Source organism: Aeromicrobium sp. WCS2018Hpa-31 (assembly GCF_031843905.1).
In the GTDB taxonomy this organism is placed as follows: Bacteria; Actinomycetota; Actinomycetes; order Propionibacteriales; family Nocardioidaceae; genus Aeromicrobium.
Genome location: NZ_JAVTJF010000003.1, coordinates 144,507 through 161,660, shown reverse-complemented (window position 1 = coordinate 161,660; position 17,154 = coordinate 144,507). Strand labels below are relative to the sequence as shown.

The following is a 17,154-nucleotide window of genomic DNA, read 5'->3' as shown; positions in this document are numbered from 1 at the left end:
CGACTGGCTGGCCGCGACGGAGTGGAGCAAGATGGACGGACCACCACCGAAGGAGGGTCCGACGTGAACAAGCTGCTCATCGCGGCTGCTGGCGTCGCCGGCTACGTGCTCGGCACGAAGGCCGGCCGCGAGCGCTACGACCAGATCCGCACCCAGTCCCAGAAGGTCTGGAACTCTCCCACCGTCCAGAGCGGCGTGGACCATGCCGCCGACGCCGCCAAGAGCGCCGCCGGTGCTGCCGGCAGCGCTGCCGCCGACGCCGCCACCAGCGCCGCGAGCGCGGCCGGCTCCAAGGTCGTCGACGCGGTCAAGAGTCACCGGTCCGACGACGCGTCCTCCGACGGCGTCTCGGCCGACCCGGCCGACCCGTCGTTCGCGATCGACGAGGTCGCCGACCCCCAGCTCGACGCCGACCTGGCCGAGGCCGACACCGAGGTCCCTAGCTCGCCCTCGGTGACCACGCCGCCCACGGCGGCCGACCTCGCCGAAGACCGCCTGGGTCGCCCGTGACCGCGGCGCCGCAGGACGAGTCCACCGGCCGCCTGATCGCGCAGGCCACCGAGGACATCTCGACCCTGATCCGGGCCGAGATGGCCCTCGCCAAGGACGACCTCGCGCAGGCCGGCAAGCGGGTCGGCGTGGGTGCCGGTCTGTTCGGCGCCGCCGGCGTGATCGCGCTCTACGGCCTCGGTGTGCTGCTCAGTGCCGCCGTGCTGGGTCTGGCCAACGTGACCGACCCGTGGCTCGCCGCGCTCATCGTGGCGGTCGCCCTGTTCGTGGTGGCCGGCGTGGCCGCCCTGCTGGGCAAGAGCAACGTCTCGAAGGTCGCGCAGGCTCCTGCCGCACGCGTCGAGAGCGTGCAGGCCGACGTCGCCGCAGCGAAGGGGAACCCGTCATGAGCGAGCGCGACCAGCTGGAGGCCGAGATCGCGGCCACCCGTGAGCACCTGGCCGAGACGGTCGACGCCCTGGGCGACAAGCTCGACGTCAAGTCGCGCGCCCAGGACGCCGTTGCCGAGGCCGACAAGGGCCGTATCGCCGTGCTGGCCGGGGCCGCCGTGGCCGCGGTCGTCGGCATCGTGCTGCTGCGTCGCGGCTGAGCCACCTCGCTCAGGCAGCACGCACCCACTCGACGAACTCGAGCACCCGCGAGCGCAGGTCGTCCACCCGCAGGTCGGGCGCGCCCGTGATCGACTTGTCGTGCGGCTTGAGAGGTCGGCGCACGCGCTTCCAGCAGGCGAGGTCGCCGCACACGTACTGCCCGACCGTGTCGCCGGCCCGGCCCCGTGGGCCCGCCCGTCGGGCGACCAGCAGCCGCGCCGTCGACGTGCCGTCGTCGGTGCGGCACCAGTCGCACAAGGTCGTCCGCGCAGGCCCGACGGACGTGCCGACCCGCAGCTCGATGCCCACGGGCTCGTCGCTGATGTCCTCACCCAGCACGACGTAGGCGCGCTGCGGGGCCTTCGCGTCGACCCAGCCGAGGTAGTCGCGCTCCTCGAGGCGGTCGGGCGGCCACGGCGCGGGCAGCGTCATGGAGGCGACCTTGCTGCGCGAGCTGTTCACGAAGCAGGCCCGGACCTGGTCGGCGGAGAGCGGTTGCATGGAGCGTCCCTTCATCGTTTCCTAACACCATTAGGTATACACCTAGTGGTGATAGGCTGATCGCGTGCCCCGTGCCGGACTCACTCGCTCGCTCGTCCTCGATGCCGCCGCCGACCTCGCCGACCAGCTCGGCTTCGAGGCGGTGACGCCGTCCGCCGTCGCGCGCGCCGTGGGCATCCGCACGCCCAGCCTGTACGCGCACGTCGACGGCGCCGAGGCGCTCCGCGACGGCATCACGGTGCGGGCGCTCGACGAGATGGCCGACGCAGCGTCGAGGAACGTCGCCGGCCGCTCCGCGGGATCGGCGCTGCGCGCCCTGGCCGACGCCTACCGCGACTACGCGCGCGTCCACCCCGGCCGGTACGCGGCGACCCGACGCCGACTGGCCCCCGACCACGACGGCGTCGAGGCGGGGCGACGCCACACCCAGCTGCTCGCCTCCGTGCTGCGCGGCTACGGCGTGCCGGAGCAGGACCACGTGCACGCCGTGCGACTGATCGGCAGCACCGTCCACGGGTTCATCGCCCTCGAGGCCACCGGGTCCTTCGACCACAGCGACCCCGAGGCCGGCGTCAGCTGGGACCGGGCCGTCGACGTGCTGCACCGCGCGCTCGACACCTGGCCGCCCGCCTGAGCCTGCGACAGGCTCAGTGACCTCGGTCGATCCACTCCTGCAGGTGGGGCGCCTCGTCGCCGATGAGCGTGTCGTCACCGTGGCCGGTGTGCACGACGGTGTCCTCGGGCAGCGTCAGCAGGTGGTCACGGATGGACGCGACGATCGTGTCGAAGCTGGAGTAGCTGCGTCCGGTGGCACCGGGCCCGCCGTTGAACAGCGTGTCACCGCTGAACAGGACGCCGAGGTCCTCGCTGTAGAGGCAGGTGCTGCCGGGGGAGTGGCCCGGGGTCGCGACGGCCCGCAACGTGCTGCCGGCCACCTCGAAGGTCGTGCCGTCGGTGAGGTCGTGGTCCGGTCGCACGTCGGTGCCGTGCTCGGCCTCCCACAGCATGGCGTCGGCCGACGGGAACCAGATGGGGGCGCCGGTGAGGTCGCGCAGCTGCACCGAGGCGTTCAGGTGGTCGTTGTGCCCGTGCGTGAGCACGATGGCCCGCACCGTGCGACCGTCGACGGCCGCGGCGATGGCCTCGGCGTCGTGCGGTGCGTCGACGACGACCACCTCGCTGTCGTCACCGACGATCCACACGTTGTTGTCGACGTCCCAGCTGCCGCCGTCGAGCGCGAACTGGCCCGACGTGACGACCTTGGTCACCTGGGCGGCCATCAGATCATCACCACCGAACGCAGGACGTCGCCGCCGTGCATCTTGTCGAACGCGGCCTCGACGTCGTCGATGCCGATGCGCTCGGTGACGAAGGCGTCGAGGTCGAGCCGACCCTGGCGGTACAGGTCGACGAGCATCGGGAAGTCGCGGCTCGGCAGGCAGTCGCCGTACCAGCTGGACTTGAGCGAGCCGCCACGACCGAACACGTCGATGAGCGGCAGCTCGGGGACCTTCATGTCCGGCGTGGGCACGCCGACCAGGACCACGGTGCCGGCGAGGTCGCGGGCGTAGAAGGCCTGCTCCCAGGTCTCGGGACGGCCGACAGCCTCGATCACGACGTCGGCGCCGAACGTGTCGGTGAGCTCCTGGATGCGCTCCACCACGTCGTCCTTCGAGGCGTCGACGGTGTGGGTCGCGCCGAGGGCCGTGGCCTGCTCGAGCTTGCGCGGGTCGAGGTCCACGGCGATGATCTTGGCCGCTCCGGCCAGACGCGCTCCGGCGACGGCGGCGATGCCCACGCCGCCGCAGCCGATGACGGCCACGGAGTCGCCGCGACCCACGTTGCCGGTGTTGATCGCGGCACCGATGCCGGCCATCACGCCGCATCCGAGCAGCCCGACGGCGGCCGGGTCGGCCTCGGGGTCGACCTTGGTGCACTGCCCGGCGGCCACGAGGGTCTTCTCCGCGAACGCGCCGATGCCGAGCGCCGGCGAGAGCTCGGTGCCGTCCTCGAGCGTCATCTTCTGCTCGGCGTTGAAGGTGGCGAAGCAGTACTGCGGGCGGCCCCGCTTGCAGGCCCGGCAGTCACCGCACACGGCACGCCAGTTGAGCACCACGAAGTCGCCCGGGGCCACCTCGGTGACACCTTCGCCGACCGACTCGACGACGCCCGCGGCCTCGTGGCCGAGCAGGAATGGGAACTCGTCGTTGATGCCGCCCTCGCGGTAGTGCAGGTCGGTGTGGCACACCCCGCAGGCCTGCACGGCCACGACCGCCTCACCGGGCCCGGGGTCGGGCACGACGATGTTCTCGACGGTGACGGGTGCGCCCTTGCTGCGGGCGACGACGGCCTTGACGGTCTGCGGCATCGGGTTCCTCCTGGGGGTGGCGTGGCTCACCGCCGACGCTAGCGGAGCAGTGGGTGGCCCGCTCGGTCCAGCCCACTGAGCGGGAGTCGAGGTCTGCCGTGCAGGTCGCGCCCGACGGGCCTACCGTTCAAGCACCGACGCGACCGGCGCGTCCGGGCGAAGGAGCCTCCCGTGCGCATCATCCTGCTCATCCTCGTGGTCGTGGCCGTCATCTACCTCGTCCGGATGCTGATGGCCAAGCGCTGAGCCACCTGTTCAGATCGACCCGCTACGCTCCGGCCAGCGACGACGGAAGGACCACATGGGCGTCATCGACCACGGCAAGACCCTCGCGCTCGAGGTGCTCGGCTGGATCATGGTCCTGCTCGGCCTCGCCGCGATCTTCCTTCCCGGGCCCGGCCTGCTGCTGCTGTTCGGCGGTCTGGCCCTGCTGTCACAGCGCTACGAGTGGGCGCGCCGACGCGTCGAGCCCGTCAAGGACGCGGCCCTGCGCACCGCCGCGCAGGGCGTGCAGACCTGGCCGCGGGTCGCGCTGTCGCTGCTCGGCGTCGTGTGGCTCGCAGGGCTCGGCGTCGTGTGGGGGCTGCGTCCGCCTGCTCCCGACTGGTGGCCGCTGCGCGAGTCCTGGTGGCTGCTCGGCGGCTGGGGCACCGGCGCCACGCTCATCTTCTCCGCCGCCATCGCCCTGGCGACGATCGTCTACAGCTTCCGTCGCTTCCGCGGCCGACCGATGGCCGACGTCGAGCGCGAGATCGCCGAGACGTAGACCGGACCGAGCCTCAGGCGGGCCAGTCGACGAGGTCGTCGGACCGGCCCTCGTGCTTGCGGATCCAGCCCGCGACGTAGGGGCAGTGCGGCACGATGCGCAGGCCCGCCGCGCGCACGTCGTCGAGGGCGAACTGCACGAGCACCGACGCGAGCCCACGCCCGCCGTAGGCGTCGTCGACCTCCGTGTGCAGGAAGTCCCTGTGCGTGATGGTTCCGTGCGTGGGGGCGCCGTCGTCGCCGAGCTCCCGGTAGTCGGTGTGCCCGATGACCTCCTCACCGTCCGCCAGCTCGTAGCGGTGCCGGTCGGGGGCATGCCGGACCGTGATGCCGTCGTGCTCGATCGGGTCGAGGGCCATGGGTGTCCTCCTGGTCAGCCGCGCGGGCGGATGCGGGCGTTGGGCAGCTCGGGGGCGGGGAGGGCACGCTCGGGGTCGCCCTCGGGCAGGCCGTACAGACCGTCGGACGCGGCGCCGGCGGCCTTGCCGTCGATCTCGGCCATCCACGCGTCGCGGTACTCCACCACGTCGTCGTGGCTGCGACCGACGAAGTTCCACCACATGACGATCTGCTCGCGGAACGGCGGCCCGCCGATGAGCAGCACCCGGCTGTCCTGGCTCGCGCGCAGCGTGATGCGGTCACGGCCGGGGGCGAGGTAGCCCAGCTCGTCCTTCGCGATCGGGTCGGCGTCGGCGAGGACGGCGCCGGTGTCCACGAGCACGCCGTGCTCGAACGTCGGGTCGACATCGAGCTGCAGCACCGTGCCGGCGTCGAGGCGCAGCTCGGCACCCAGCAGCGGGGTGTGGGTGGAGACAGGGGACGTGGAGCCCAGCAGGCTGCCGAGGAACACCTGCGCGCGCCAGGCACCTCCGTCGGCGCTGCCCTCGAGGGTCGGTGGGGCGTAGTGCTCGAAGGTCTTGTCGACGAAGCGCGCCTCCTGCGGCAGCGCCACCCACAGCTGGGCACCGTGCAGCACCGTCGTGTCGCGCGTGGAGCGCTCGGAGTGGCTGATGCCGCGGCCCGACGTCATGAGGTTGAGCTCCCCGGGTCGTACGTCGGCGTGGAACCCGGCGCTGTCGCGGTGCTCGATGGTCCCCGAGAACAGCCAGCTGACCGTCTGCAGCCCGGTGTGCGGGTGGGGCGGCACGTCCATGCCGCCGGACTCGGACACGTCGTCCGGTCCGTAGTGGTCGAGGAAGCACCAGGCGCCGATGAGGGAGCGCTGACGCTGGGGCAGCGTGCGGCGCACGGTCATGGCGCGCGGCCCGCCGAGCGGCACGTCGCGCGGGGTGAGGACCTGCAGCTCGGCGGCGGAGTCTTCACCACACACCAGCTCGTCGGGCGATGTCTCGGTGTTGCTCATGGGCCGCTCCACCCCTTCGTCGTGACGGTGCCGTGTCGCGGCACCGGTCGTCGCCAGGGTAGCTCCGCGTAGTCTGTGCAGGTGACAGAGCGCGAGCCCGGCCCCTCGCGCCGCGCGAGTTCCACCGCTGTGGGTCGCCACCGCGCGGCGAGGCAGCGTGCCATGCGTCGACGTCGGCGCCGTGCCGCAGCGCTCGGCGGATCGGTGCTCGTCACGCTCGTGGTGGTGGTGCTGGCCGCCGTCCGTCCGTCGTCGGACGAGCCCGCCGCGTCGGCCGCCACGAACGTGTCGTGGGCCGACGACGCCGTCATGCCGACGCTGACCCCGGCGCCGAAGCCCACCCCCACGAAGACAACCCCCGCCCCGGAGCCGACCGACTTCCCGCAGAGCGGCGAGGGCACGTTCGCCACGGCCGCGGTCGCCGACGTGGCCGGAGCCGGGTCCGGGCGCAACCGCCGCTACTCCGTGGAGGTCGAGGGAGGCCTGCCCCAGGACCCCGACCGCTTCGCCCGGCAGGTCGCGCAGGTGCTGGGCGACGAGCGCGGCTGGCGCTCGGACGGCTGGTCCTTCGAGCAGGTCGAGGGCGGCGGCGACTTCCAGATCATGCTGGCGAGCCCCGACACCGTCGACCGGCTGTGCGCCCCGCTGCTCACCCGGGGCGAGGTGTCGTGCCGCAGCGGCTCGCGGGTCGTGCTCAACGTCAAGCGCTGGGCGCTGGGCGTCCAGTACTACGGCGACGACCTCAGCGGCTACCGCACCTACCTCGTGAACCACGAGGTCGGGCACGCCCTCGGCAAGTACCACGTCGGCTGCCCGGCACCCGGGGCGAAGGCGCCCGTCATGCTGCAACAGACCAAGGGCCTGCAGGGCTGCGTGAAGAACCCCTGGCCCTGAGCGACGTCACCGAGCCCGTGAGCGGCCGAGCAGCGCCCGGGAGGTCTTCACACCGCGCTCCCCGTGCGCGAGGGTGAGGAGCATGGACCTCGCGTGCAGCCTGCTGGTCAGCCGGACGACCTGGTGGAGTGGACCGGCGTGACGGCTCGGTCCTTGGCGCTGTCGGACGGCCGCGTGCTCGACGTGCACGTCGCCGGTGTCGACGAGCCGTCCGCTCCCTCCCTCGTCTTCCTGTACGGGACACCCCACACCGGACGCCACCCCGCGCCCGTGGTCGCTGCAGCCCGGGCGAGTGGACTGCGACTCCTCTCGGTGACCCGGCCGGGCTACGGAGCCAGCCCGCGACGCCCCGGTCGCACCGTCCTGGACTGTGCCGCGGACGTGCACGAGACGCTCGACCAGCTCGGGATCGCCCGCACCGCGGTGGCGGGCTACTCCGGTGGCGGTCCACACGCCCTCGCACTGGCCGTCCTCCTCGGTGACCGCGCGACCCACGTGGCCACCTTCGCCTCGCCCGCTCCGTACGACCACACACCGGGCTGGTTCACCGGCATGGCCGGCGGCGGTGGCGGACTTCGTCCGGCCGCCGACGGCCGCGCGGCGCGGGAACGCCACCAGCAGCACGCCGAGCTCGACCCCGAGAGCTTCACCGCCGACGACCTCACCGCCCTGTCCGGACCCTGGGCGGCCATCGGGCAGGACGCCCAGGCCGCCAGCTCGGCCGGCAGCGACCATGGGGAGATCGACGACGACCTGGCGTTCGTCGCACCGTGGGGCGTCGACCTCGCGACGATCACCGCCCGGTGCACGCTCTTCCACGGCGCCGACGACCGGATCGTGCCGTCGCACCATGCCGAGCGGCTCGCCGAGCTCGTCCCGACAACCGACCTCCGGCTCCTCCCGGGCTCCGGTCACGTCGCCGTGCTGGACGAGGTGGAACCGTGGATGCGTGCGGTGGGCGCCGACGTGGCGACGACGTCGTCACCGTGAGTGGACCCGGGCTCGAGCAACCGTCGGCTCCCCGGCGGCGACGTCGGCGGCGCAGGACCTAGGCCGACTCCTCGACCCGCGCGTCGCCGGGCCAGAACGCCACGTGGCCCTTGATCCGCCGCGCGAGCGGGGACGGGTGCCGGTAGGTCCACGCGGCGTGGCGGATCGTGCGCCCGCCGGCCGTCACGTGGAAGTAGCGGGCAACGCCCTTCCAGTAGCAGAGCGACCGCATCCAGGACGGCTCGAGCACGCCAGGCCTGATCGCGTCGAGCGGGAAGTACCGGTGTCCCTCGACCGTGACCGTCGCGTCGCTCTCCGCGACCACGTGGCCGTCGAGGACGGCGCGGTAGCTCGGCACGGCAGTCCTCCTGGCTTCGGCTCGTGGGGGGTACCCACCAGCCTGGCACGGGCTCACCAGTCGACGCTGTGGCACTCCGGTGCGCGGGCGCCCTCGACCTGCAGGGTCGCGTGCTCGACGCCGTGCCGGTCGCGCAGCGCGGCTCTGGCCTCGGCGAGGATCACGTCGACGTCGGCGCTGCCGTCGGCCACGAGGTGGGCGGTGGCCACGTTCATGCCGGAGGTGAGGACCCAGACGTGCAGGTCGTGCACGTCGCCGACGCCCTCGATGGCCTGCAGGTCCGTGACCACCTCCTCCACGTCGAGGCCCTCGGGCGCGTGCTGACCGAGCACGGCGAGGACCTGGCGCCCGAGCAGCACCGCCCGCACGGCCACGAAGGCCCCGATGGCCAGCGCGACGCCGGCGTCCCACCCGGTCTGCCCCGTGGTGGCCACGAGGACACCGGCGACGACCACGCCGACGGAGCCCGCGGTGTCGGCGACGACCTCGAGGTAGGCGCCGCGCATCACGAGCGACTCACCGGCGCCCGCGCGCAGCATCACGAGAGCGACGACGTTCACCACCAGCCCGAGGGTGCCGACGACGATCATCGGCCGGGTCTGGACCTCGACCGTGGAGCCGACCCGGGCCAGCGCCTCGACCACGACGTAGACGGACACTCCGAGCATGACGAGCACGGCGAACCCCGACGCGAACACCTCCGCGCGGTAGGAGCCGAACGTCCGTCGCCCGGTCGTGTCGGGCCGGGTGGCCACCTTGGTGGCGGCGAGCGCGGCGCCGAGCGTGACGACGTCGGCGGCCATGTGACCGGCGTCGGACAGCAGGGCGAGGGACGACGCGAGGATGCCGTAGACGAGCTCGACGACGAAGAACGCGGCGACGAGGACGAACACCACGGTCAGCCGCCCGCGGTGTCGACCGCTGGCGGGTCCCCCGGCGTGACCGTGCGCGTGGCCGTGACCCATCAGGCCGCTCCGGTCGGCTCGGTCGCGTCGGGCTCCGGGGTGCCGCCGACGGTGCGGTCGAGCAGCAGGCTGCTCGCCCGCAGCAGCGCCTCGGTGGCCTCCGGGTGGGCCAGCCGGTAGTACGACGAGCGGCCCTCGTGGCGCACGTCGAGCAGGCCGCAGTCGCGCAGGCACGCCAGGTGGGCCGAGACCGTGGACTGGGCGAGCCCCAGGTGGGCGGTCAGCTCGACCACGCGGTGCTCCCCGAGCCGGAGGTGCTCGAGGATCCGCAGCCGGCCCGGGTCGGCGAACCCGTGGAGCAGCCGGGCGACGAGGTCGGTCCCGTCGGTCCCGACGTCGAGGTCGGCGTGCCGGTGCTGCTCGTGGGTGCGCGCGCCCGCTCCGGTCCGCCGGGTGACGTGGCCGTCAGACGGGTGATGCTTCATCGCCATACGACGATGATAGCGCCGTCGGGCGCTGATGTGCCACCCTCGAGGCACCTGCCACGAGCCGCACTGCGTCCCGGCGCTCAGGCGAGCGCTACTACAGTGCGTCGTAGCCGACCTGTTCCCGCCGCCGCTCCTGGAGGTAGCCCGTGCGCTCGTTCGTCCTCGGTCTCGTCGCGACCCTTGCGTTGCTCGCCGTGCCGACGCCGGCCCTCGCTCACGCGTCCGTGGAGTCGTCCGACCCCGCCGACGGCGCCACCATGAGCGCGCTGCCGCAGACCGTCTCGGTGACGTTGAACGAGGAGATCGGCAGTGGCGCGGTGCTGCGCTTGCTCGACTCCTCGGGCACCCGGCTCGACGACGGCGAGGTGACCGTGGCCGGACGTCGGGTCCTCGTGGGCGTGCGCACCGCCGACGCCGAGCCCGGCGCCTACCGGCTCGTCTACCGCGTCGTCTCGGCCGACGGCCACGCCGTGAGCGGCCAGGTCGGCTTCACGGTGAGTGCCGGCGCGAGCGCCTCGGAGCCGTCGGCGTCGGCCGGCGCCTCCGGCAGCTCCCAGGACGACGTGACCATCACCGAGGTCGAGGACGAGCCCACGCAGAAGTGGGCTCCGCTGTGGGTCCTGGGCTTCCTCGTGATCTCGTCGGCCCTGATCGTCTACATCGTCAAGGTCGGCCTCACGTCGGCCGACGGCGAGGACGAGGTCTGAGCCGCTCCGTCAGCCCCACGCCGAGGTCGGCTGCAGCACGGCCTCGCTGAGCGCCTCGGTCCGCAGGTGGGTGACCTGCTGGTACTCCGGGTCCGCGACCATGCGGGCGAAGGCCGCGCGCGAGGGGTAGCGGACCAGGAGCACGGCGTCCCAGGCCTGACCGTCCTCGGCGACGAGCGCGGCGTGGCCCCGGCCGGCGTACACGACCTCGCCGCCCACCCGCGGCAGGAACGTCGAGACGACGGCGCGTGAGTACTCGGCGTAGAGCTCGCGGCCGCCGGGGGCGAAGCGCAGCAGGTTGAGCATCACGACCGGTCCGCCGTCGTCGGCCGCGAGGAAGGCCTTGAGGTCGGAGCCGGTGGGGTCGACGGCCATGGGTGGTCCTCTCGTCGGGGTCGGTCCAGTGTGCCCGACAGTCAGCCCAGCACCCGGTCAGCCCAGCACCAGGTCAGCCCAGCACCAGGACGAGGGCCAGCGCCATCAGCAGCGAGTCGATGCGGTCGAGCAGCCCGCCGGCGCCGGCCATCATCGTGCCGGGGTCCTTCACCTCGCGCCGCGCTTGACCATCGACTCGACCAGGTCACCCACCGGCCCGTCCTGGGCACTGCCTCCGACCCGCCAGGCCGGAGGCCCTGGCAGGCTCAGCGACGCAGGAACGCCTCGAGCAGCGGTCCCGCGGTGGCCGAGCCGGACTCGCCGTCGGCGACGAAGACCGCCACCGCGAGGTCACCCTGCGTGCCGATCATCCAGGCATGCGTGCGTGGAGGCTGGGCGTCGCCGTACTCCGCCGTGCCCGTCTTGGCCGCGACCGGGTCACCGGGGACGTCCTGCAGGAACCCGCCGCTCCCGTCGGTCACCACCGCACGCATCATCGCGGCCAGGTCGCCCGCCTCCTGCTTCGTCACGGGGTCGGCCGGGGCGGGCGGCTCGTCCGGATCCAGGTCGGGCAGCAGCACAGGGGTCACCAGGGCTCGGTCCTGCACCGACGCGGCGAGGACGGCCATCGCGAGCGGTGACGCCTCCACCCGGCCCTGGCCGATGACCGACGCGGCGCGCTCGGTGCCCTCCGCCACCGTCGGCACCTGGCCGAGGAAGGCCGGGATGCCGAGGTCGACGTCGCGGCCGAGTCCGAGGCCCGCGGCGGCCGCCGTGAGCTCGTCCTGGGGCGCCTCGTCCCGCTTGGCGATCATGGCGGTGTTGCAGGACTGGGCGATGGCGGTCCGCAACGGGATCTCACCGATCGCCGAGGCCGGGTAGTCGGAGTAGTTCTCGAACCTGCGGCCGTCCACGGTCACGGTCGCGGTGCACGGCACGTCGGTCGTGGGCTCGAGGCCGGACCGCAGGAACGCCAGCGCGGTGGCCACCTTGAACGTCGAGCCTGGGGCGTACCGTCCCGATGCCGCGGTGTCGGACCCCTCACCGCCGGGACCGCTCGCCAGCGCCAGGATCGCGCCGGTCGACGGCTCGATCGCGACGATCGCGCTGGCCGGCTCGACGTCGGCCAGGAGCTCGTCGGCGGAGGCCTGCAGCTCGAGGTCGAGCGTCGTGCGCAACGGCTTGCCCGGCTTCGGCTCGCTCAGGAAGAGCCGGCGAGGGTCGGCTCCGGCCTCGTCGTCGACGGCCACCACCTCGACGCCCGGGGTACCCCGCAGCGCGCGGTCGTACCGGGCCTGCAGGCCGGACAGCCCCGCCTGGTCCCCGGTCACGAGGTCGCCGTCGGACTTCTCGATGATCTCGGCCGTCGCCTCGCCGACGCTGCCGAGCACGGGCTGGGCGAACGCCCTGCTGGGGGCGAGCGGCAGCTCGTCGTCGATCGCCACCGCACCCGGGATTGGGGCGAGCTCGTCGGCACTCGGCACGTCGGCGTCGGCGCGCAGCACCAGTCCCTCGACGAAGGCGCGGTCGCCGGCGGCCTCGACGCGCCGGCGGTAGCCCTCCGCGTCGATGTCGAGCACGCCGGCCAACCGCTGCGCAGCGTCACCCACGGCGTCGGGTGCCGCCTCGGTCTTGTCGATGCCGACCCGCACCACCGGACGAGCCGTCACGATGGGCGTGTCGTCCGCACCGAGGATCTCGCCCCGTTCCGCGGCCGTCCGGCGCACGGCCAGGCGCTCCGTGCCGGTCACCGGAGCCACGATCGAGGGCTTCCACTCCACCTGCCAGCCGTCGTCGCCCTCCACGAGCTGCGCCGAGCTGGCGTACGACCAGGTGGCACCGGCGATGGTCCGTCGGATCGACAGGGTGGCCGTGGTGACGTCGTCCTTCTCGTCGACCGACTCGACCGCGACCTCCACCTCCTGCCCGTCGGGCACGGCCTCGAGGATCCGCTGGAGGTCGGCCTGGTTGCGCTTCGGGTCGCTGGTGCTGGGCACCGACGACACGTCGCCCGCGACGAGCGCGTCGGCGAGGACCTCGGCGGCGTCCTCGGGGCTTGGCCCGCCGAGGCTGCAGCCGGCCGTCGTGCCGAGGAGGAGCGAGAGGCTCAGACCGGCGGCGAGGGTGCGGGCACGGGACGACCGGTCCGAGAACATGCCCGAAGTAGACCAACTCGAGGCGGGAGGGTCAACGACCGGTGGTGGAGCTGAGGGGACTCGAACCCCTAACCCCCTGCTTGCAAAGCAGGTGCGCTACCAATTGCGCCACAGCCCCTCAGGGGATCAGACCGGGTCGGTCGCCTGCTCCCAGGTGGTGCGCGTGGTCGCTGTTCCGTCGTCACGACGGGACCTGACCCACAGCACCCCGAGCGCCGCGAGGACGAGGGCGAGAAGCTTCTTCATCGTGTCCTCCTCGTGCGTCCGGTGGTGGGCCCAGCTGGACTTGAACCAGCGACCTCTTCCTTATCAGGGAAGCGCTCTAACCGAGCTGAGCTATGGGCCCGCAACAGCGATGAACTCTACCCCACTGTCCTCGTGCCGGACCAATCGGGTCCTAGGCGCCGACGACGCCTCACCATCGGTGGATCGTCAACCGCAGAGGCGTCGCTGCGGTTGACGATCCACCGATGGGGGGAGCGGCTGGGATCAGCTGTCGGTGAAGGTGACCTCGATGCCACCGAGGAGCTGGGCGGCGAGGTTGTACAGGTGGGCGGCGACCGTGGCGATCGCCGTCATGAGGACCACGTTGATGGCGCTGAACACCAGCGTCAGGCCCACGAGTCGGCCGAGGCCCAGGTAGTCGGTGAGGTCGAAGCTGCCCTCGCTGTCGGAGAGCACGTTGGTGACCGTGCCGTTCAGCTGGTCCCAGATGCCCGTGAGGTCGAGCACGACCCAGAAGATCGTGACCGCGACGACCGAGACGATCATGAGCGCGACCGACACGACGAAGGCCAGACGGGTGACGGACCACGGCTCGACGTGCGTGAGCCGCAGACGGGCCTGGCGACCCGACGTGGACGCGGCGGAGGCGGCCGGAGCAGGGCTGGTCGCTGAGGGAGCGTCGTCCTTGACCGCCGGGATGACGGCGGTGGAGTCCGGGCTCTGGCGGGTGGTGCGGGCGTAGTCGCCCGCCGTCGGCGTCGACGAACGGGACGAGGTGGACGACGTCGCGGTGGACGCGCCCGAAGCCGCAGGCTTCTGCGGCGTGGACTCCGGGGTCCTGGGCGACTGCGAGGTCTTCTTGGCCTCGGCGGCCTTCTTGGTCTCGGCGCGCTTCGCTGCTGCCGACGCAGCACCCGATCGCGGTGCGCCGGGTGCGGCCTTGTCGCGCGGCGCGGCCTTGTCGGTGGGCTTCTCGGTCGGCTTCGCCGCGGGCGTCTTCGATGCAGGCTTCGCGGCGCTGCTCTCCGACGAGCTCGAGGACGACGACGACCGACCGCTCGCGGCAGGACGTGCCGGACCCGCAGGTCGGCGGGCCGTGCCGTTGGACTCGTTCTTGGCCGGCTCCTCCGGCGACTGGCGCGCCTCTCTCAGCGCGTCGGCCACGGTCTTCTGCGAACGGACGGGCTTGCCGTCGCGACCGAGTCGGGGGATCTGCTGGGTGCGCGCGGCGTCGCCGGCGCCCGGGCGCGGAGCCCGGTCCTCAGGCTTCTGCGGATCGCTCACTCGTCCTGCCCCTCGTCGGTCGTGTCGGGCCCGGCGGCGTCGGCCTCGGGCGTCACGGATTCCACCGTACCGGGAGCAGCCGCCTCGGCATCTGCGTCGGGCTCCGCCGCGCCGCTCAGATCGGTGTTGCGGGCGATCGTGACCACCCGGTCGGAGCCCTTGAACTTCACGAACGTGACGCCCATCGTGCCGCGACCCTTGGCCGGGACGCCCGCCACCTGGCTGCGCGTGACCTGACCGCTGGCCGTCACCGAGATGACGTCGTCGGTGTCCTTGAGCACGAGGCCACCGACCAGCTCACCGCGGTTCTCGGTGATCTGCATGGCCTTGATGCCCAGGCCACCGCGGCCCTGCAGGCGGTACTCGTCGATCGACGTCTTCTTGGCGTAGCCACCGTCGGTGACGGTGAAGACGTAGAGCCGGTCCTCCTCGGGCACGTCCTCGACGGCGACGTCGGCGTGCTCGTGACGAATGACCGTCATCGACAGCAGCGCGTCGTCGCCGCGGAACTTCATGCCCGTGACGCCCGACGTGGCTCGACCCATGGGCCGCAGCTGGTCGTCGTCGGCCCGGAAGCGGATGGCCTGGGCCTTCTTGCTGATCAGCAGCAGGTCGTCGTCGGGGCCGGCCACGTCGGCACCGATGAGCGCGTCGTCGTCGTCGCGGAAGTTGATCGCGATGACGCCGGCCTGGCGCGGGCTGTTGTAGTCGGCCAGGCGGGTCTTCTTGACCAGACCCTTGCGGGTGGCGAGCACCAGGTACGGCGCCTGCTCGTAGTCGCGGATGGCCAGCACCTGCGCGATCTCCTCGTCGGGCTGGAAGCTCAGCAGACCGGCCACGTGCCCGCCCTTGGCGTCACGTCCGGCCTCGGGCAGCTGGTAGGCCTTGGTGCGGTACACGCGGCCCGCCGTGGTGAAGAACAAGATCCAGTGGTGCGCCGTGGTCGGGAACAGGTGCTCGACGAAGTCGCCGTCGCGCAGCTGGGCCCCGCGCACGCCCTTGCCGCCGCGACCCTGCACCCGGTAGAGGTCGGTGCGGGTGCGCTTGGCGTAGCCGCCGCGCGTGATCGTGACGACGACGTCCTCGTCGGGGATGAGGTCCTCCATCGAGAGGTCGCCGTCGGCGGCCACGATGGGCGAGCGGCGGTCGTCGCCGTACTTGTCGGCGATCTCGGCCAGCTCCTCGGACACGATGGTCCGCTGGCGCTCCGGCTTGGCGAGGATGTCCTTGTAGTCGGCGATCTCGCGCTCGAGCGCGGCGAGGTCGTCGATGATCTTCTGACGCTCGAGGGCCGCCAGGCGACGCAGCTGCATCTCGAGGATGGCGCGGGCCTGCAGCTCGTCGATGTCGAGCAGCCCGATCAGCCCGTCGCGGGCCTCCTCGACGGTGGGGCTGCGACGGATGAGGGCGATGACGTCGTCGAGCGCGTCGAGCGCCTTGACCAGGCCGCGCAGGATGTGGGCGCGCGCCTCGGCGTCGTCGAGCAGGTACTGGGTGCGTCGCTGGATGACCTCGATCTGGTGGCTGATCCAGTGCGTGATGAAGCCGTCGAGGGTGAGCGTGCGGGGGACGTCGTCGACGATCGCCAGCATGTTGGCGCTGAAGTTCGACTGCAGCTCGGTGTGCTTGTAGAGGTTGTTGAGCACCACGCGGGCGACCGCGTCGCGGCGGAGCTTGACCACCAGACGACGACCGACGCGCGAGGAGGACTCGTCGTTGACGTCGGCGATGCCCTGCACCCGGCCGGTGAGGGCGAGGTCGGCGATCTTCTCGGCGAGGTTGTCGGGGTTGACCTGGTACGGCAGCTCCTTGATGACCAGGCTCAGGCCGCCCTTGACGTCCTCCTCGATGTCGACGATGCCGCGCATCGTGATCGATCCGCGTCCCGTGCGGTACATCGTGTCGATGCCCTGGGTGCCGACGATGAGGCCGTGGGTGGGGAAGTCCGGACCCTTGATCCGCTCCATGAGCGCCTCGAGGAGCTCCTCGCGTCCGGCCTCGGGGTGGGCCAGCGCCCACTGGGCGCCGTCGGCGACCTCGCGCAGGTTGTGCGGCGGGATGTTGGTGGCCATGCCGACGGCGATGCCCGCCGAGCCGTTGACGAGCAGGTTCGGGAACCGGGCCGGCAGGACCGTCGGCTCCTGGGAGCGGCCGTCGTAGTTGGGCCGGAAGTCGACGGTGTTCTTGTCGATGTCGCGCACCATCTCCATGGCGATGGGCGCGAGCTTGCACTCGGTGTACCGCATGGCCGCGGCGCCGTCGTTGCCCGGCGAGCCGAAGTTGCCCTGGCCCGAGATCATCGGCGCGCGCATGACCCAGTGCTGCGCGAGGCGCACGAGGGTGTCGTAGATCGCCGTGTCGCCGTGCGGGTGGTACTGACCCATCACGTCACCGACGATGCGCGAGCACTTGGAGAACCCGCGGTCGGGGCGGTAGCCGCCGTCGTACATCGCGTAGAGCACGCGACGGTGCACGGGCTTGAGGCCGTCGCGCACGTCGGGCAGCGCACGCGACACGATCACGCTCATGGCGTAGTCGATGTAGGAGCGCTGCATCTCGACCTGCAGCTCGACGGGCTCGGTGCGGTCGTGCTCGGTGGGGATATCAGTCACGGCTAGTTCCTGTCAGTGGTATCGGACGCCACGAGGTGCGTGCGATGGCAAGGTCGAGGAGCG

General features: G+C 72.3%; 22 protein-coding genes and 2 tRNA genes. 8 read left to right on the top strand and 16 right to left on the bottom strand.

Annotation, left to right across the window (positions count from 1 at the left end):
* Nucleotides 1–63: 63 nt before the first annotated feature.
* From RQG84_RS04745 to RQG84_RS04735, 3 genes are read left to right on the top strand one after another with little or no spacing between them, the layout of a single operon-like run.
* A complete protein-coding gene (locus RQG84_RS04745; protein ID WP_311209078.1) occupies nucleotides 64–510 on the top strand; it encodes a hypothetical protein in 447 nt (148 codons plus the stop codon).
* Entirely contained in the window at nucleotides 507–899 is a 393-nt protein-coding gene (locus tag RQG84_RS04740; protein WP_055962510.1) for a phage holin family protein, read from the top strand. Before RQG84_RS04745 ends, RQG84_RS04740 begins: the two co-directional genes overlap by 4 nt.
* Entirely contained in the window at nucleotides 896–1,099 is a 204-nt protein-coding gene (locus tag RQG84_RS04735) for a DUF3618 domain-containing protein (protein ID WP_055962507.1), read from the top strand. The genes RQG84_RS04740 and RQG84_RS04735 overlap by 4 nt, the downstream gene beginning before the upstream one ends.
* A 10-nt stretch (nucleotides 1,100–1,109) precedes the next feature.
* On the opposite strand, the gene RQG84_RS04730 is transcribed toward RQG84_RS04735, so the two are convergent.
* Entirely contained in the window at nucleotides 1,110–1,601 is a 492-nt protein-coding gene (locus tag RQG84_RS04730) for an FBP domain-containing protein (protein WP_311209077.1), read from the bottom strand.
* 64 nt (nucleotides 1,602–1,665) lie between these two features.
* Here RQG84_RS04730 and RQG84_RS04725 point away from each other — a divergent pair, with 64 nt between their 5' ends.
* Complete coding sequence (locus RQG84_RS04725) at nucleotides 1,666–2,235, top strand: WHG domain-containing protein (protein ID WP_311209076.1); 570 nt, start codon at nucleotides 1,666–1,668, stop codon at nucleotides 2,233–2,235.
* Nucleotides 2,236–2,248: 13 nt separating this feature from the next.
* Here RQG84_RS04725 and RQG84_RS04720 read toward each other — a convergent pair whose 3' ends face one another.
* Complete coding sequence (locus RQG84_RS04720; RefSeq protein ID WP_311209075.1) at nucleotides 2,249–2,881, bottom strand: MBL fold metallo-hydrolase; 633 nt, start codon at nucleotides 2,879–2,881, stop codon at nucleotides 2,249–2,251.
* Complete coding sequence (locus RQG84_RS04715; protein ID WP_311209074.1) at nucleotides 2,881–3,969, bottom strand: S-(hydroxymethyl)mycothiol dehydrogenase; 1,089 nt, start codon at nucleotides 3,967–3,969, stop codon at nucleotides 2,881–2,883. Before RQG84_RS04715 ends, RQG84_RS04720 begins: the two co-directional genes overlap by 1 nt.
* Before the next feature lie 301 nt (nucleotides 3,970–4,270).
* Here RQG84_RS04715 and RQG84_RS04710 point away from each other — a divergent pair, with 301 nt between their 5' ends.
* Complete coding sequence (locus RQG84_RS04710; protein ID WP_055962492.1) at nucleotides 4,271–4,735, top strand: PGPGW domain-containing protein; 465 nt, start codon at nucleotides 4,271–4,273, stop codon at nucleotides 4,733–4,735.
* A gap of 13 nt (nucleotides 4,736–4,748) precedes the next feature.
* Here RQG84_RS04710 and RQG84_RS04705 read toward each other — a convergent pair whose 3' ends face one another.
* Both RQG84_RS04705 and RQG84_RS04700 read right to left on the bottom strand, forming a co-directional pair.
* On the bottom strand, nucleotides 4,749–5,093 hold the full coding sequence (locus tag RQG84_RS04705) for a GNAT family N-acetyltransferase (protein WP_311209073.1): 345 nt from the start codon (nucleotides 5,091–5,093) through the stop codon (nucleotides 4,749–4,751).
* Between the two features lie 14 nt (nucleotides 5,094–5,107).
* Nucleotides 5,108–6,097, bottom strand: a complete 990-nt coding sequence (locus RQG84_RS04700) for a pirin family protein (RefSeq protein WP_311209072.1) — start codon at nucleotides 6,095–6,097, stop codon at nucleotides 5,108–5,110.
* A gap of 162 nt (nucleotides 6,098–6,259) precedes the next feature.
* On the opposite strand from RQG84_RS04700, the gene RQG84_RS04695 reads away from it, so the two are divergent.
* Nucleotides 6,260–6,991, top strand: coding sequence for a DUF3152 domain-containing protein (locus tag RQG84_RS04695; protein WP_311209071.1), 732 nt, complete (start codon nucleotides 6,260–6,262; stop codon nucleotides 6,989–6,991).
* A 93-nt stretch (nucleotides 6,992–7,084) separates the two neighbouring features.
* The gene (locus RQG84_RS04690; protein WP_311209070.1) at nucleotides 7,085–7,981 is read left to right on the top strand and encodes an alpha/beta hydrolase; all 897 of its coding nucleotides are present in this window, start codon (nucleotides 7,085–7,087) and stop codon (nucleotides 7,979–7,981) included.
* A gap of 58 nt (nucleotides 7,982–8,039) precedes the next feature.
* Here the strand turns inward: RQG84_RS04690 and RQG84_RS04685 are convergent, their stop codons facing one another.
* Genes RQG84_RS04685 through RQG84_RS04675 form a run of 3 tightly spaced genes read right to left on the bottom strand, consistent with a single transcriptional unit; the run spans nucleotide 8,040 to nucleotide 9,735 of the window.
* Nucleotides 8,040–8,339 (bottom strand): DUF427 domain-containing protein, encoded by a 300-nt coding sequence (locus tag RQG84_RS04685; RefSeq protein ID WP_311209069.1) that lies wholly within the window; start codon nucleotides 8,337–8,339, stop codon nucleotides 8,040–8,042.
* A gap of 53 nt (nucleotides 8,340–8,392) precedes the next feature.
* Entirely contained in the window at nucleotides 8,393–9,304 is a 912-nt protein-coding gene (locus RQG84_RS04680) for a cation diffusion facilitator family transporter (protein ID WP_311209068.1), read from the bottom strand.
* The gene (locus RQG84_RS04675) at nucleotides 9,304–9,735 is read right to left on the bottom strand and encodes a metalloregulator ArsR/SmtB family transcription factor (protein WP_311209067.1); all 432 of its coding nucleotides are present in this window, start codon (nucleotides 9,733–9,735) and stop codon (nucleotides 9,304–9,306) included. The genes RQG84_RS04680 and RQG84_RS04675 overlap by 1 nt, the downstream gene beginning before the upstream one ends.
* 143 nt (nucleotides 9,736–9,878) lie before the next feature.
* Here RQG84_RS04675 and RQG84_RS04670 point away from each other — a divergent pair, with 143 nt between their 5' ends.
* Nucleotides 9,879–10,439 carry a copper resistance protein CopC gene (locus tag RQG84_RS04670; RefSeq protein ID WP_311209066.1) on the top strand — a complete coding sequence of 187 codons (561 nt, stop codon included), beginning with the start codon at nucleotides 9,879–9,881 and terminating at the stop codon, nucleotides 10,437–10,439.
* Nucleotides 10,440–10,448: 9 nt separating this feature from the next.
* Here the strand turns inward: RQG84_RS04670 and RQG84_RS04665 are convergent, their stop codons facing one another.
* The 8 genes from RQG84_RS04665 to gyrA all read right to left on the bottom strand — a co-directional run bounded on the left by RQG84_RS04665 (nucleotide 10,449) and on the right by gyrA (nucleotide 17,034).
* On the bottom strand, nucleotides 10,449–10,814 hold the full coding sequence (locus RQG84_RS04665; protein WP_311209065.1) for a DUF1330 domain-containing protein: 366 nt from the start codon (nucleotides 10,812–10,814) through the stop codon (nucleotides 10,449–10,451).
* Between the two features lie 73 nt (nucleotides 10,815–10,887).
* On the bottom strand, nucleotides 10,888–10,986 hold the full coding sequence (locus tag RQG84_RS04660) for a phosphatidate cytidylyltransferase (protein ID WP_311209064.1): 99 nt from the start codon (nucleotides 10,984–10,986) through the stop codon (nucleotides 10,888–10,890).
* Nucleotides 10,987–11,080: 94 nt separating this feature from the next.
* The gene (locus RQG84_RS04655) at nucleotides 11,081–12,970 is read right to left on the bottom strand and encodes a penicillin-binding transpeptidase domain-containing protein (protein WP_311209063.1); all 1,890 of its coding nucleotides are present in this window, start codon (nucleotides 12,968–12,970) and stop codon (nucleotides 11,081–11,083) included.
* A 42-nt stretch (nucleotides 12,971–13,012) separates the two neighbouring features.
* Nucleotides 13,013–13,088: transfer RNA gene (locus RQG84_RS04650), tRNA-Ala, on the bottom strand.
* Nucleotides 13,089–13,096: 8 nt separating this feature from the next.
* A complete protein-coding gene (locus RQG84_RS04645; RefSeq protein ID WP_311209062.1) occupies nucleotides 13,097–13,216 on the bottom strand; it encodes a DLW-39 family protein in 120 nt (39 codons plus the stop codon).
* A 22-nt stretch (nucleotides 13,217–13,238) separates the two neighbouring features.
* A tRNA-Ile gene (locus RQG84_RS04640) sits at nucleotides 13,239–13,316 on the bottom strand.
* A gap of 143 nt (nucleotides 13,317–13,459) precedes the next feature.
* Nucleotides 13,460–14,479 carry a DUF3566 domain-containing protein gene (locus tag RQG84_RS04635; protein WP_311209061.1) on the bottom strand — a complete coding sequence of 340 codons (1,020 nt, stop codon included), beginning with the start codon at nucleotides 14,477–14,479 and terminating at the stop codon, nucleotides 13,460–13,462.
* Nucleotides 14,476–17,034, bottom strand: a complete 2,559-nt coding sequence (gyrA, locus tag RQG84_RS04630) for a DNA gyrase subunit A (protein WP_396135241.1) — start codon at nucleotides 17,032–17,034, stop codon at nucleotides 14,476–14,478. The genes RQG84_RS04635 and gyrA overlap by 4 nt, the downstream gene beginning before the upstream one ends.
* Nucleotides 17,035–17,154: the final 120 nt, after the last annotated feature.